Below are 14,207 nucleotides of genomic sequence, written 5' to 3'. Positions count from 1 at the left end.
ACAGGCAGGTGCGCTCGAAGGGACAAAAAAAGAACCGCATCACCCTCCCAAGACACTGCCCAGTTTAAACATCGGCAAGTACATGGCCACAAGAATGACACCCACCAAAATACCAACGAACAAAATGATCATAGGTTCCATAAGGGTGGATAAGAGTTTTGATTTCTGCTGCACTTCTAGGCTATATTGCTCGTTGAGTCGGTTAAAAATAAATTCGGTACGGTTGGTCTCTTCCGCTACTTTTACCAAGGAGATCATTCGATGGTCGAACATTTTATTTCCTCTCAGGCTATCGCTCAGCCCGCTTCCTCTGGTAATTTTAGCACTCACCTGCTCCAAAGCATCTTCCAAAGGGTAAAAATTGATCATTTTACGCACCAAATCAATACTATTCAGTACGGGAACCTTGGATGATGTCAATAAAGTAACGGCTTGGGTAAACTGTGCCAGATGCACAGCTTTGATAAAATTCCCTACATAAGGAACACGCAGCAAAAGATAATCACGCCTTCGCTTAAACCCTTCTCGCCGAAAAAGAAATTTACGGAGAATGATCGTCAATAGGAGAATCCCCAAGACCAGCATCCCATAATCTCGTATAAAATCGGAAGCAGCCACAATAAACTTGGTAATCCCAGGTAAGTCTACATTGTTTTGCTTAAAAATATCCTGAAACATGGGCACCACCATTCGCAGCATAAAAATGACTACCAACACCGCCGTAGCCAGAATAATGCAAGGGTAGGTAAGGGCATTGATCAGACTCCGTCTTTGTTCGTTCTTTCGGGCAAAAAAGCGTCCCAATTCATCCGTAATCGCTTGGAGGGTCCCGCTTTCTTCCCCAATTTTAAGGGAATAGTATTCGTACTCGGTGAATTCCTTTTTTTCGGAGACCACTTCCGAAAAGCTCTTTCCTACGACGAGGCCGTCTACCATTTCATTAAAAAAGGACTGTTGCTTTTCCTTTTTTTGACTCTCTTGAATCAACGAAAGAGCTTCCTTTAATGTTATTCCCGCTTTTAACAATACCCCTAATTCCGTATAAAAATCTTCTTTCTTCTTATTGGAAAAGCGCGATCCAAAAAAAGTAATTTCTTTTTGGAGCAGCCCATGCAGTCCCGAGGTCTCGGAAGCTGTTTTCTGTGGTGCCACAACGCTTTTCTCTAGTTTAAATCCCATTAATTCAGATATTTTTCGGCCGCATTTTCTCGATATACAAACAGGCTTTTCTGGACTCCTTTCGATCCAAGGCTCAGCCGTATGGCATCGATATTCCCCGAAGGGAATTCTTTCCCATCAAAATAAAACTGTTGAGCCCTGATTTCCAGATCAAACGTATCTTTTTCTCTAATAATACGCTGATGTTCCAAACGGTACTGTACTCCCCCCATGGCATTGCGGCAATCTAAGGTTTGCCGTTGGGCATCAAAAGAAATTTGGGAATACGTATTAAAATCGACCCACAGGGCCTGACGTAACAGATTGGTGGCGGTTCGTTGCTCATAATTATGGGCAATACCCCCCATTTGTCGCTGTACCAGATTTAATATACTAAACGCCAAGCCTACCACGATTAAGGTGATGACCAAAACCACCATCATTTCGCTTATGGTAAATGCTTTTATTTTCTGTTTCCTACTCATTACTGATCAGATAGGCCACTTGGCTCCTATCACTATTTTTTTCTTGGGCGTCCAAAACAATATAATCAACCCCTTGAATGCGTTCGTTCCGCATATCGATTTCCCAGTTCTTCCAATCTTCAATATAAGGCGGGCGAATCAACTCCTTTTTATATTCATACTCCAATTCCTGAAGCCGTTCCGTAATTCCTTCCGTATTTCTCTGCGTACTGGAAACAAATATGGTCTCCAATAGCAAACTGGCCATCATAAAGATGATAACGATCAATACCGTAGCCACCATGGTCTCCATCAAGGTAGATCCTTTTAATTTCTTTAATAGAGCCATTTGGAAACGGTTTTATTGGGGGTATTACTTTCATATAAGAGCCCGGCATATTGCGATGGCAACAAAGATCGATCTATAGTGCCTTGATAGAGATGATTCTGGTAAATACTTCCATTTTCCAAAGCCATAAAGGCGGCGGTATTTACACGTCCTATGACGCTGCCTTTCAACTCTAAATTCTGCTCACAATACAACTCGCCCACCAAGCTTGCTTTTTCCTCCATTTTTAATTGGGGATAAAAGCGCTGTTCTTCAAAGTTTCCTAAAACCACCAGAGCCCCACGAACATGGGCATTGGGCTTCATATGCAACAACGGACGCTGCAAGCCCTGAACTGTAGGACGCTCTGCGGTAACCACTAGAGCAGAAGGATATTCCAATTCGCATTGCGTTCCTATACTAATATGTTGTCTGGCAATAGCCTGAAATTTTCCCCTGACCCTATCCTTGATCTCAATTTCCGGAGCCGAAAGCAATACATCTTCCAAGACGGCGGAAGGATCTACAATGATTTTCCGGGAGGCACTGACCACAATATTCCCACTAAGGCGAACACGGGACAAATTGATCGTACTTCCAAAAATAAAAAGTGTGGATTCCTTAAACGATTGTTGGAGGATTGCACCACTGGATAGTACATTGGCATCTGTAGTTGTGCTTCCAGGGGTGGGCCTCCCCACATCCTGTAAGTACCTTTGTAGCTCCTTGTTCAGCGGGGGCAATTTTTTTCCACTTTGTCGCTGTCGACCATATACCAAATTGGAGTGATAATAGGAATTACCGGAAATATTTCCGGTTCGTATGCCTTGTTTCGGCAAAAAGGCATCTCCGGTTATCTTGGCGCCCCCTACAATGATCATGGGGCGTTCATTGTCCTCTAGATAAAGTGCGGGGAAATCTTCGGTAATCCCATTCCCTACCAAGGCCACTTTATCAAAATGATGCGCCTCTGTACGGGCGTTTATGGCTATTTTTTCATAGACACCCCAATATTCCCGGACCCCTTTTAGTACAATAGCTTCGTTTCCATGGGATGGCAAGGGAATCGTATCGCCAAGGGGCAGGGGGCTTTTTAAGGCTACGGACAGTCCCATATCTGCACCCTTTACCAGCTGTACCAAACGTTGGGTCTGCTTTCCAAAAAGGGAATGGGAATGACTTAGGAGCACAAAGGTGAGCAATAGTACGGCAATGACGGCCCCAATAAAGAGTACAAATTGTAAGGCACCGGCACGTACTTTTCTAAATTGCATATTATTGCTGTAACGGAATGGTATGTGTTTTGTTCTTAAAGCGGACTTTAACGGATTTCTCCGTCCCTCTGATCAAGGTCATCTCTCCCACTTTTTCCCTAGGGGAAAGCATATATTGTTGCCCCGCCATGCTTATAAAATATATCTTTCCCTGAGTTTCGGTATCGGTAATATAGCCGGTATATTTAATTTCGGGCATGGGTTCCTGGGGTTGAACCGCCTTTTGTTTTTTCTTCTTTCTTACTTTCTTTACGGGAAGGGTGCCCAGAAAGGGATCTCTATAGTCTGCTACTATGGCAAAACGCTCTCGCTCTTTTATTTTTTGAGGTCGAAATGTAGTAACACTGCCAACTTCATTCTCCACGGATTCGGGCGACAAAGAACTGTATACCCGAAATCCGATCATCCCCCAAATAACAAGGACAACCCCTAATAACACATATGTTTTGGTCTGTTTTTTCATGATCTCTTAATTGACCGTAAATTGAAAGACATTGGAATCTGCACTTTCATTCCCAGCGGCATCAAAGGCTTGTACGACCCAATAATAGCTATCGGCCTGTAGGGTTGTCGTAAAGCTTTTATTGGCTCCCAAACCTTTCAATTGCAAATTTTGAAGCGCCTCGTCTGTATAAATATAGATGCTATCCCGCTCTGCCGTTCCGGGAACATCCACTCGGGTCCAGCTAAAATTGACCGTAGTTTCCGTGAGCACCACATTATTGGTCGGTGCCACCAAACTTGGTGCATTGGGTGGGGTAACATCTACATTATCATCCCCGGCCACCGAAAAAGCATTTAGGGTATAGGGCGTACCAAAACCACTATTGAACGCATTGACCCGCCATTCATAATTTCCATTTAATAAGGTCTGTCGGATCTGTGTTCGTACATTGCCCAGGGTATCTACGGCAATGGTGCTATCCAAAAGAATTTGAGTGGCATTTTCAAAAGAGGGCGTAGCAATTTGTACGGTATATCCCGTAGCTTCACTGACGGCTTGCCAATTAAAATCGACCATATTTCGGGAAACTACACTTCCATTGGTAGGTGCCAGGACATTTACCGATTGTCCGGAAATATCTTCAACTTCCAAAATATCATCACAGGAAACCATCCACAACAAAGCACTTAAAACGAGAAAGGTATATTTAAAAAATTTCATAGGCGCTATAGCATTATTCTTCGCGCTGTCCCCTATGGATGGGAGCATGCGGTTATTCTTAAAATTTTAAATAGGATTTTCGGGAATCCATCTTGGCAGGTTTTTTAAAAGTGCCTTTAGGGCAGCCTTCCCCATTGACGATCGCTTTTATCTTACGTTGATTGAACTGGTCTTCTCCCCAGCAAAAAGAGGCGTACTCATAATCGAACACCTGTAAATTTTGGAAATGGACTTCCTGTATGTTGTTCGCTGTACGGAGCTCTAAAAAAAGTTTGCCGAGATTGGTCTGCCCCAAGCGCACCTCATCGGCACTCAGCAATTGAACTTCCATACTCTTTGAGGTAGTAAGGGAAAGCGCCGTCACAATTTTATAGTCCGGATCGTTCTCCAAATAGGCTCGGGCACCTATATTGTTTTCTGTATTCAAAAGTTGGGTCAAGGCAATTCTATCTTGCAATTCCAAACGCAGGTATTTTGGTTTTACGGGAATAGAATCAGCATATGCAAGGGTATTGGTACTTCCTGCCTGCTTGCTATGATAGGCATAGGCCTTATAGCTCATCTTATTAAAAGGCATCTCCCTGACCTCGACCTGCAAAGGGTGTTCCAATTGTACCTGACCAATTTGCGCGGCTTTGGTATACAGCACGTTCTTTTTTAGCTGGACCATACTTCCCAAATGTGGCAAATCAATGGCAGCAAACTGCTGTTTTGCCTTGTAGGGTGCACAGCCTTGCATATTGGCCACAATTATCAGTAAAAAAGAGATATAAAATAGGTATTTCATAAAGTAAGTTTGTTATACTAAAATACAGAAAATGCCCCGTAAAAAACGGGGTTTATAGAAAATATTTTCCTTTAACCACTTTTTTTAACGAAAAAAATATCTTCTTCCTTTTTTCTTAGACCATAACCGCTTTTAAAACGCAGAAAAGGTCTCTACCTATTAATGTGAAGTATCCCAAAATTGTTACCCTACCGGGTATAATTATTGGGTCTTGTTTCATTTTTGGTATTCCATCAATATCTCTTCCGAAATTAGTACTTTAGCGTAGTTCATCATTCAGATTCATTAAAACATCCAAAAAAGCATTATGAAAACGTATAAAGTATTGGTCGTAGGTTGTGGCAATATGGGAACTTCCCATGCCAAGGCCTACCATCAACTATCTTCATTTGAAATCGTAGGTCTGGTAAGTCGTAATCCGGCTAGCAGAAACAAACTCTCCGAAACACTAGGGGGGCTGCCTACTTTTTCAGATTTCGAGACAGCCTTACAACAGACACAAGCCGATGTGGTTTCTATAAACACTTATCCAGGCACCCATGCGGACTATGTGCGTAAAAGTCTAGCGGCCAATGCGCACGTTTTTGTAGAAAAACCAATAGCCATGACGGTAGAAGAGGCTCGGGAATTGGCCGATATGGCCAAGGCCAAGAACCGCAAACTTGTTGTGGGTTATATTTTGCGGGTACACCCGGCATGGAGTCAATTTGTGACTTTGGCGCAATCCTTGGGAAAACCCTTGGTCATGCGAATGAACCTTAACCAACAGAGCTCGGGCGACCAGTGGACCACCCATAAACATCTTATGGATTCCATGTCTCCCATTGTGGATTGCGGAGTACACTATGTGGACATTATGTGTTTGATGACGGGTTCCAAACCTGTAAAAGTCAGCGCCATTGGCGCCAATCTGACCTCAGAAATTGCACCCGATATGTACAATTACGGGCAATTGCAAGTGACTTTTGAAGATGGTTCCGTAGGTTGGTATGAAGCTGGCTGGGGACCCATGATGAGTGAGACGGCCTTTTTTGTGAAGGATGTGATCGGCCCTAAAGGCAGTGTGAGCATTGTGGAAAAGACGGGGGAATCGGACGATATTGAAGGGCATACCAAAACGGGTAGTCTACAGATTCATCATGGCGCTTTGGATGCCGAGGGCAATTTTAAGAAAAAAGACGAATTTATCCATACCACACACGAACCGGATCATGACCAACTCTGTCAACTGGAGCAGGAATTTTTACTGCGTGCCATAGAAGAAGATATAGATCTCACTTCACATATTGAAGACGCCATCAACAGCTTGCATATTGTACTTGCTGCCGATGAATCGTTTAAAACTGGAAAAACCATTGATTTATAAGTATGAGTACATCTGCATCACAACGATTACAGGAATTGGGAGTACAGCTTCCTCCAGCCCCACCGCCTGCCGGTGTTTATAGACCCATTTTGGTAGTGGATAATTTTTTATACGTTTCCGGACAAGGCCCCATTACCCTGGATGGAGGTAAAATGATAGGTCGTGCCGGGGATGATCTGGATAGAGACCAGGCCAAAGCGGCAGCGCGACAGGTAGGCCTGACCATGCTTTCTACCATTACTACGCATTTTGGGGAATTGGATCGCATTAAACGGGTCGTCAAAGTCTTGGGGATGGTCAATTCCACCCCCGATTTTGGAGAACAACCTTACGTTATCAACGGTTTTAGTGAATTAATGGCCGATATTTTCGGTACTGAAAACGGCATTGGGGTGCGTAGTGCCGTGGGAATGCTATTGCCCGATAATATTGCGGTAGAAATCGAAGCCATGTTTGAACTCTACTAAACTATGGATAAGGCAACTTGGTATCAGTTAGATCGGCCCGAAGAAATCATCTCGCCTTCGCTGCTGATTTATCCGGATAGAATTGAAAAAAACATACAGACCATGATTCGTATGGTGGGCGATGTACAGCTGTTGCGACCCCATATAAAAACGCATAAGATGCGAGAAATCATCCAAATGCAGCTAGATCATGGGATTTACAAATTTAAATGTGCCACTATTGCAGAAGCGGAGCTTTTGGCAAAAACGGGGGCCAAAGATATTCTTTTGGCCTATCAACCTGCTGGAATCCATATCTCTCGTTTCCTTGCTTTGCAAGAGGCCTATCCGGCTTCCCAATTTTCTACTTTGGTAGACAATGCATTTAGTTTGAAAGAGATGCAGGCCATGGCTGCCGAAAAGAAAACCAGTATTTCACTCTGGATCGATATCAATAACGGCATGGATAGAACGGGAATCACTCCGGGACCTGAGGCCAAGATGCTCTATCTAGCGATTGTAGCTTCGGAATACAGCTCAGCCAAAGGTTTTCATGTGTATGATGGGCATCTGCGCAATCCCAAGTTTAAAGAGCGGAAAGCGGCATGTGACCACGCATTTAAAACGGTCTTGGATTTTAAATCGGATCTGGAAGCTTCTGGATTATCCGTGCCCGCTATTGTTGCCGGAGGTTCCCCTACTTTTGGCATTCATTGCGAACGCGAAGGCGTAGAGAAAAGTCCGGGTACTACCTTATTATGGGATCAAGGGTATGGACAACTTTTTCCCGAACTGGATTTTCTTCATGCTGCCGTTTTATTGACCCGCATTATCAGCAAGCCTACAACCACCTACCTTTGTTTTGACTTAGGGCATAAGTCGATCGCTCCTGAAATGAATTTTCCCAGGGTAAAATTCCTAGATCTTCCTGAAAGCGAACAATTGAAGCAAAGTGAGGAACACCTCATTGTATCCTCATCAACTGCAGCGCATCATCAGGTGGGTGATATTCACTATGCGCTCCCTATGCATATCTGTCCTACCGTAGCAAAATATGATCAGGTACTCACGGTGAACGAAAGAAAGGTAACAGGGGCTTGGCCTGTTGCCGCACGTAATTATAAAATTGATATTTAAATTGAACCCATTATTATGTTTATCCTTGATGCGCATCTAGACTTGGCCATGAATGCCATGGAATGGAACCGAGATTTGACCTGGACGGTTCCCGAAATCCGAAAAAGTGAAGCCGGGATGACGGACAAACCCGACCGTGGCAAGAACACCGTTTCCTTGGATGCTTTGCGCAAAGGGAATATTGGTCTATGTGTTGCAACGCAAATCGCCCGTTATGTGAAAAGGGAGAATCCGCTACCTGGATGGAATTCCCCACAACAAGCCTGGGCACAGACCCAAGCACAATTGGCCTGGTACAAAAGCATGGAAGATTTGGGAACCATGGTGCAGATCACCAACCTTAAAGAATTGCAGGAGCACCTGGCATTATGGGAAAAGGACTCTGCCAAAACACCTATTGGTTATATTTTGAGTTTGGAAGGTGCCGATTCTATCGTTAGTATGGAGCATTTGGAACGTGCCCATGCCTATGGGCTTCGCGCTTTGGGGCCTGCACATTACGGCCCGGGCACCTATGCTTTTGGCACCGATTCTGAAGGAGGTATAGGGATAAAGGGAAAAGAGCTTCTAAAAAAAATGGAAGCCTTGAACATCATTCTGGATGCCACACATTTATGCGATATTAGTTTTTGGGAAGCGCTAAACGTATACCATGGACCAGTTTGGGCAAGCCATAACAATTGCAGGGCTTTGGTAGATCACAACCGTCAATTTTCAGATGAGCAGCTCCAGGAATTGATAGATAGAAAAGGGGTTATTGGTATTCCTTTGGATGCCTGGATGATGGTCCCAGGATGGATCAGAGGGAAATCTACACCTCAAAAAGATGGGGTAAGCCTGCAACAGATGATCGACAATATGGACCATATTTGTCAATTGGCCGGAAATGCCGACCACGTTGGCATTGGAACCGACTTGGATGGGGGATTTGGCACAGAACAAGGACCCATGGATGTGGACACCATTGCGGATCTCCAAAAAATTCCGGCCCTATTACAAGAACGCGGTTATTCCAAAACCGATATCGACAAGATCATGCATGGCAATTTTCTTCGGTTTTTGGAAAATGCTTGGGGGTGACACTTCTTGTACAGATTATGGCTGTAGTCAGTTCGAGTAGTTTCTTTTTCAGAAGGAAAAAGAAAATGTATCGAGAACTTTTTTAATTAGCTTCTCGATACATTTTTTAATTGCGCTTCGTTTATCAAAAAACACTCGAAGTGACAGAAATTCATCTTGCTGTGGGAAGTTTGCAACTTCGTACCCCCTACACCAACTTCATTGCCTTAGGATCCCATTGTACGGGTTTGTTTTGGTAGTAACTTTCATTGGCCAATAAGGCGGCTCCCCCAGCACGCAAGCCGAAAGTAGGATCTTGAATAACGGTCTTTTTACCCCTTACTCCTTGAAAGAAATTGTAAAAATGATCGTAATGTCCTCCTTTATAATCTCCCGGGGCTTCAAAAGTGGTTTCTCCAAGCGATAAGCTAGAGGCTCTATCTTCCACGTTTTTGGCTGCATATTCCGCTTTGATCTTCTTCTGATTTTCTTCGGTAAAGGCAATCAGGGAATAGCCACTGGGCGCATTTCCAATTTTGGAACGCACCAATTTTACAGAATTGGAACCCACATGCAGTTCTCCCTCCGTACCGATCAAACGGAATCCACCACCACCGCCATAACCCGCGATAAAATTCACTCGAAAAGACGCATTAAAAGCAGCATGAGTTTTGGTTTCTGGATAATCATAAAAACTTAAGCTTACATCCGGCACATCCCTACCATCCTTCCAATAGCGGAGTCCGCCTGTGGTCAGCGCTCTTGTAGGACCATTAGAACTCAGAATATAATTTAAGGTAGAAAAGGCATGGACAAAAAGATCACCTGCTACCCCGGTACCATAGTCTTTATAATTACGCCATCTAAAAAAACGAACTGGATCATAAGGGACTTTGGGCGCCTTTCCCAAAAAAGTATCAAAGTCCACCGTTTTGGGATCTGCATCTGGGGGGATGGCATACTGCCAAGCGCCTTCCGAAGAATAGCGGTCATTGTACATATCCAGCATTACCAATTCTCCGATAGCCCCTTCTTCATACAGCTGTTTGGCTTTTTCATTTCCTAAGGAAGACATCCCCTGACTCCCGATTTGGCAGACCATTCCGGTTTTCTTTTGGGCGGCAATAATTTCATGGCCTTCTTCAAAACGTTGGATCATAGGTTTTTCACAATAGACCGCTTTCCCGGCTTTCATAGCATCAATGGTAATTCTTTTATGCCAATGGTCTGGCGTGGCCACAATGACCGCATCAATATCTTTTCGCTCCAGAACTTTACGATAATCTCGGGTCACAAAAATATCCTTGCCCCATAATTCTTTAGCACGATCCAGTCGTCCTGTATACAGGTCGCAGGCTGCAACCAATTTCACTCCGGGCACTTTTAGGGCGGAGGTCGTATCATAGATCCCTTGAATTCCCGTACCGATCAAGGCAAGATTGATATGGTCATTTGGTGTAAAGGACAAGGGTTCATAGGTTCGTTCCAAAAACAGGCGTTGCTGATAGGAAGGTGAAGCCGAAAACACATAGGGCGCAGCTCCCATTAGCGTAGACCCTAAGGCCAGTTTCTTTACAAATGAACGTCTATTGCTGTTCTTATTTTTTTTCATGATGAAGTTGATTTTAAGATACTAGGATGACATCTTAGAAAAGTACTCTTTTTTTATCTTTTTATCAAGTATAGCTCCCTTCCTTTATCCGATGTTCATCTGATCAAATTTGCTACCTTGCCAAAAGAAACATAGAGAACAAATGCAAGATTCGGAAAGACATGCCTTGGAACATCATATTTCCCGACTGCCCCTAGGGTTTTCCAAAGTGCAGTACCAAGGGAAGACCTATGGAGTGTCCAAACGTCTTTTTAACCAAGGAAAAAGCGTAAAAGTCTATGCCGAAGAATTGGGAGGTACTGATTTTATTAGTTTTAATTATTATACCACACTTTCCCAAAATGCTTTAAAACCCTGTGAAATGCCAGAAGCTAAAGTCAAGGAGTTTTTAGCGGGATATCATGTTATATAAATATCCTTTTTACACCCCTAAAAGTAGCCTCAAGGGAACAATGACCGGATGAAATTCTGAAGCTTTCATCAAAAACTTACTCCTATGCACTACGAAGTTGCAAACTTCGCAGAGCGAGGGTCATATGATATTGTTCCAATTAAAGTGTCCTAAAAATTTCGTCAGATTCTATAATATCCATGCTGTCCTCTCGAGCGGAGTCGAGAGAAAATTAAGGTCTTCATTTTGAATACGATAGAAACACTACCTCTTATACACCCGTACCCAATCTACTTGCATAGTGGCTGTATCCACATAAGTGGATGGATCCGTATTGGGAAAGAAGACACCACCGACTGCATTGTTGAGCACCACCATCTGTTTTCTTCCAAACAAGTTGGTAATAAAATTTCTAGCATTGGCATTGTAAAGGTGCAATCTTCGATCGTCAAAGCGAATTTCCAAGGTATTTACGGTCCATATTAACTCATAGATATGAAAATCGGCCGTGATATCTTCTTCAATCTCATGCTCTACCACAGTATCTTCCAAACGGGTGATGGGAATACCGGGTTCTGTCCCATAAAAAATATTGGAGGAAAACTCATTGGGTAAATTTCCCCTAGCCTCAATAATATCGATTTCCCCCATCACGGGCCAAGGATCTCCATAGGACCAAAAGGCCGGCCACATCCCAAAACCTTCGGGCATACGGATTCGGCTTATAAAGCGATATTCGGTTTCTCCGTCCAGAGAGGAAGGTCCAAAAGTGGTTTTGGATTCAATGCGTCCGGAGACAAAGTCAAAATCCTTAGGTGTGGCGTCAAAAGGCGTAGTTGCCCCGAACACCTCTTCCCGTTGGGTAGTGATGGTCAAGATGCCATCGGCCAAGGACAATTGCTCGCCACGGTACAGTTGTATTTCATTATTAAAGGCACCGCCTTCCCATACATTCCATTGGGACAAATCCCCATCGAACTCATCTTCAAACACCAAGTTCCAGGGTCTATTGGGGTCTGGTGGGGCTGGAGGATCCATTGCCACTACATCGGGTGGGTTGGTATCCGAATCGGAACCACTGGAACAAGCAAAAACGAGAGAAAGTAGGAAAAAAGAAAGTACTATTGTTTTTTTCATAGCAGGTAATTATAGCATTATGGGGTTTAAGATAGGTAAAAATAAATTATACCGGAAGCTGAAGTGATCAATCTACGATCAACAAACTTCTTACTTCTTCCAAAACAATCCTTCTATTCTTATAGGCCACTAGGCTACGAAGTTGCATAGTACGAGCAGAAAGATGCTCGCGCTAGCAGGGGGTACAAGCTTGAGGCTTGCGCGAGCGTCACGCTCGTGCCTTTGGTCCACAAACTTCACGACTGTATGCTTTTCAAAAAAATCATGATGCCAAAAAACCAATATCATCTATCTCCAATACCGAATGTTCCTCGGCAAAGTTTTTGGCACTGCTGTATTTATAATCAATCGGATTGGTTACAAAGCCAGATATCACAGGATTATTATGTATATAGTCAATCTTTTGTTGGATCACCTTGGGACTCCATAATTCAATCGGTTTGTTATGCTGTTGCCAAAACTGATACTTCATAACGTTACTTTTATTTTTGCCAGCACGCTCAAACATCCATAAAAGCCATTCTTTTCTGCTTTCTTGGGGATTCTCTGCAATAGTTTTCAGTAGTTTTCTCGATGTGTATCCTTTAAAATCTCGGATAAGCCCTGAAGGATCTTTATTGGTTGAACGAAATATAAAATGAAGGTGACTCGGCATAAAGCAATAGGCAAAAATTTCCATTCCTTTGTTTTGTCTACAGTGTATCACACTCTCTTCTAGAATATTGAAATAGACTTGCCTAATAAATATATCCAACCAGTACACCGTGGCAAAACTTATAAAATAAACACCTTCGGGATCGTGAAATTTATATTTTCTACTCATTTTATAAATATAGAAAATAATTTACATTTATTTTCTGATATATGGTTTTCCCATATTGAAGATATTATCCGCTTACTCATACCGGCACGAGCAGAAAGATGCTCGCGCTAACTGGGGATTATAGGGCCAGAAAAGCATATTCCCAATAACAGAAAAACCACAGCTCTCGCCGTGGCTTTTCCTTTTTTATTGTCAATGCTCACTCATGGACGGTGCCAGTTCGGAAACTGGCACTAGCTAACGCTTACTCTTGCGCCACCGGGTAATATTATCCGCTTACTCATACCGGCACGAGCATAAAGATGCTCGCGCTAGCTGGGGTTATAGGGCCAAAAAAGCATATTCCCAATAACAGAAAAACCACAGCTCTCGCCGTGGCTTTTCCTTTTTTATTGTCAATGCTCAATCATGGACGGTGCCCGTTCGGAAACTGGCACTAGCTAACGCTTACTCTTGCGCCAGCGGGTGAGATATTATCCGCTTACTCTTACCGGCACGAGCAGAAAGATGCTCGCGCTAGCAGGGGCTCGCGCTAACTGGAGCTCACGCTATTCACGTTTATCTACACTCAAGCAATAATAAATATTCAATATTTCAGCTTTTCGCAATATTTCCTCATCAACGCAGTGGGAAAAAAAACTATGCCTTATACTTTGATTTTTATTATAAATGTAAATATATACTTTGTTAAAGTAATCGCTTTCCGCTGAGCAAAATTTATCGTTTACGACTTGTACTAGAGGTGGGGTCTCTAATAGTCTTTTTGCATTTAATTTTTGAAATTTCCCGATTCTTTTTCCTTTTGACTTAAGTGGACTTAATTTATAATGCACCCTTTTGGCTCTATATTTTCTTCTTTCTCTCCATATAACTAACATTCTTCCACTGTCATCAAAGAGGTATATGGAACTATTTATATTCTTTTGAGCTAATCTTATTGAATCTTTGTATATATAATTAAACCCTAATATACTATCATTATTGATATTACTCTGACTATAATTTTTACAAAAAGTAAAAAAAGTAATAGCTAAAATAAATACATTTTTCATAGAGAATA

The 14,207-nt window shown here is 42.9% G+C and carries 16 protein-coding genes; 5 read left to right on the top strand and 11 right to left on the bottom strand.

Annotated features, from left to right (window positions below; all coding sequences use genetic code 11):
• Nucleotides 1-39: 39 nt before the first annotated feature.
• Genes ACEXOE_RS08105 through ACEXOE_RS08075 form a run of 7 tightly spaced genes read right to left on the bottom strand, consistent with a single transcriptional unit; the run spans nt 40 to nt 5,176 of the window.
• Nucleotides 40-1,179, bottom strand: a complete 1,140-nt coding sequence (locus ACEXOE_RS08105; RefSeq protein ID WP_394748239.1) for a type II secretion system F family protein — start codon at nt 1,177-1,179, stop codon at nt 40-42.
• The gene (locus ACEXOE_RS08100; RefSeq protein WP_394748238.1) at nt 1,179-1,643 is read right to left on the bottom strand and encodes a prepilin-type N-terminal cleavage/methylation domain-containing protein; all 465 of its coding nucleotides are present in this window, start codon (nt 1,641-1,643) and stop codon (nt 1,179-1,181) included. The genes ACEXOE_RS08105 and ACEXOE_RS08100 overlap by 1 nt, the downstream gene beginning before the upstream one ends.
• A complete protein-coding gene (locus tag ACEXOE_RS08095) occupies nt 1,636-1,971 on the bottom strand; it encodes a hypothetical protein (RefSeq protein ID WP_394748237.1) in 336 nt (111 codons plus the stop codon). Before ACEXOE_RS08095 ends, ACEXOE_RS08100 begins: the two co-directional genes overlap by 8 nt.
• The gene (locus ACEXOE_RS08090) at nt 1,959-3,224 is read right to left on the bottom strand and encodes a hypothetical protein (protein ID WP_394748236.1); all 1,266 of its coding nucleotides are present in this window, start codon (nt 3,222-3,224) and stop codon (nt 1,959-1,961) included. The genes ACEXOE_RS08095 and ACEXOE_RS08090 overlap by 13 nt, the downstream gene beginning before the upstream one ends.
• A 1-nt stretch (nt 3,225) precedes the next feature.
• Nucleotides 3,226-3,687 (bottom strand): hypothetical protein, encoded by a 462-nt coding sequence (locus tag ACEXOE_RS08085; RefSeq protein ID WP_394748235.1) that lies wholly within the window; start codon nt 3,685-3,687, stop codon nt 3,226-3,228.
• A 6-nt stretch (nt 3,688-3,693) separates the two neighbouring features.
• Nucleotides 3,694-4,389, bottom strand: coding sequence for a fibronectin type III domain-containing protein (locus tag ACEXOE_RS08080; protein ID WP_394748234.1), 696 nt, complete (start codon nt 4,387-4,389; stop codon nt 3,694-3,696).
• A gap of 58 nt (nt 4,390-4,447) precedes the next feature.
• On the bottom strand, nt 4,448-5,176 hold the full coding sequence (locus ACEXOE_RS08075) for a hypothetical protein (RefSeq protein WP_394748233.1): 729 nt from the start codon (nt 5,174-5,176) through the stop codon (nt 4,448-4,450).
• Nucleotides 5,177-5,483: 307 nt separating this feature from the next.
• On the opposite strand from ACEXOE_RS08075, the gene ACEXOE_RS08070 reads away from it, so the two are divergent.
• Genes ACEXOE_RS08070 through ACEXOE_RS08055 form a run of 4 tightly spaced genes read left to right on the top strand, consistent with a single transcriptional unit; the run spans nt 5,484 to nt 9,205 of the window.
• Nucleotides 5,484-6,542, top strand: coding sequence for a Gfo/Idh/MocA family protein (locus tag ACEXOE_RS08070; RefSeq protein ID WP_394748232.1), 1,059 nt, complete (start codon nt 5,484-5,486; stop codon nt 6,540-6,542).
• A 2-nt stretch (nt 6,543-6,544) separates the two neighbouring features.
• Entirely contained in the window at nt 6,545-7,009 is a 465-nt protein-coding gene (locus ACEXOE_RS08065; RefSeq protein WP_394748231.1) for a RidA family protein, read from the top strand.
• Nucleotides 7,010-7,012: 3 nt separating this feature from the next.
• Nucleotides 7,013-8,125 (top strand): D-TA family PLP-dependent enzyme, encoded by a 1,113-nt coding sequence (locus ACEXOE_RS08060; protein ID WP_394748230.1) that lies wholly within the window; start codon nt 7,013-7,015, stop codon nt 8,123-8,125.
• 15 nt (nt 8,126-8,140) lie between these two features.
• Nucleotides 8,141-9,205: a dipeptidase gene (locus ACEXOE_RS08055; protein WP_394748229.1), complete on the top strand. Its 1,065-nt coding sequence runs from the start codon at nt 8,141-8,143 to the stop codon at nt 9,203-9,205.
• 187 nt (nt 9,206-9,392) lie between these two features.
• Here ACEXOE_RS08055 and ACEXOE_RS08050 read toward each other — a convergent pair whose 3' ends face one another.
• Nucleotides 9,393-10,796, bottom strand: a complete 1,404-nt coding sequence (locus ACEXOE_RS08050; RefSeq protein WP_394748228.1) for a Gfo/Idh/MocA family protein — start codon at nt 10,794-10,796, stop codon at nt 9,393-9,395.
• Between the two features lie 142 nt (nt 10,797-10,938).
• Here ACEXOE_RS08050 and ACEXOE_RS08045 point away from each other — a divergent pair, with 142 nt between their 5' ends.
• Nucleotides 10,939-11,208, top strand: a complete 270-nt coding sequence (locus tag ACEXOE_RS08045; protein ID WP_394748227.1) for a peptide methionine sulfoxide reductase — start codon at nt 10,939-10,941, stop codon at nt 11,206-11,208.
• A 243-nt stretch (nt 11,209-11,451) separates the two neighbouring features.
• Here the strand turns inward: ACEXOE_RS08045 and ACEXOE_RS08040 are convergent, their stop codons facing one another.
• The 3 genes from ACEXOE_RS08040 to ACEXOE_RS08030 all read right to left on the bottom strand — a co-directional run bounded on the left by ACEXOE_RS08040 (nt 11,452) and on the right by ACEXOE_RS08030 (nt 14,199).
• Nucleotides 11,452-12,324: a glycoside hydrolase family 16 protein gene (locus tag ACEXOE_RS08040; RefSeq protein ID WP_394748226.1), complete on the bottom strand. Its 873-nt coding sequence runs from the start codon at nt 12,322-12,324 to the stop codon at nt 11,452-11,454.
• A gap of 262 nt (nt 12,325-12,586) precedes the next feature.
• The gene (locus tag ACEXOE_RS08035; protein ID WP_394748225.1) at nt 12,587-13,147 is read right to left on the bottom strand and encodes an REP-associated tyrosine transposase; all 561 of its coding nucleotides are present in this window, start codon (nt 13,145-13,147) and stop codon (nt 12,587-12,589) included.
• Nucleotides 13,148-13,695: 548 nt separating this feature from the next.
• The gene (locus tag ACEXOE_RS08030; protein ID WP_394748224.1) at nt 13,696-14,199 is read right to left on the bottom strand and encodes a hypothetical protein; all 504 of its coding nucleotides are present in this window, start codon (nt 14,197-14,199) and stop codon (nt 13,696-13,698) included.
• Nucleotides 14,200-14,207 lie beyond the last annotated feature (8 nt).

Origin of the sequence: Spongiimicrobium salis (genome assembly GCF_043678055.1) — a bacterium.
In the GTDB taxonomy this organism is placed as follows: domain Bacteria; phylum Bacteroidota; class Bacteroidia; order Flavobacteriales; family Flavobacteriaceae; genus Spongiimicrobium; species Spongiimicrobium salis.
Note: the sequence above shows the minus strand (reverse complement) of the source record. Positions and strands in the feature narration are given on the sequence as shown.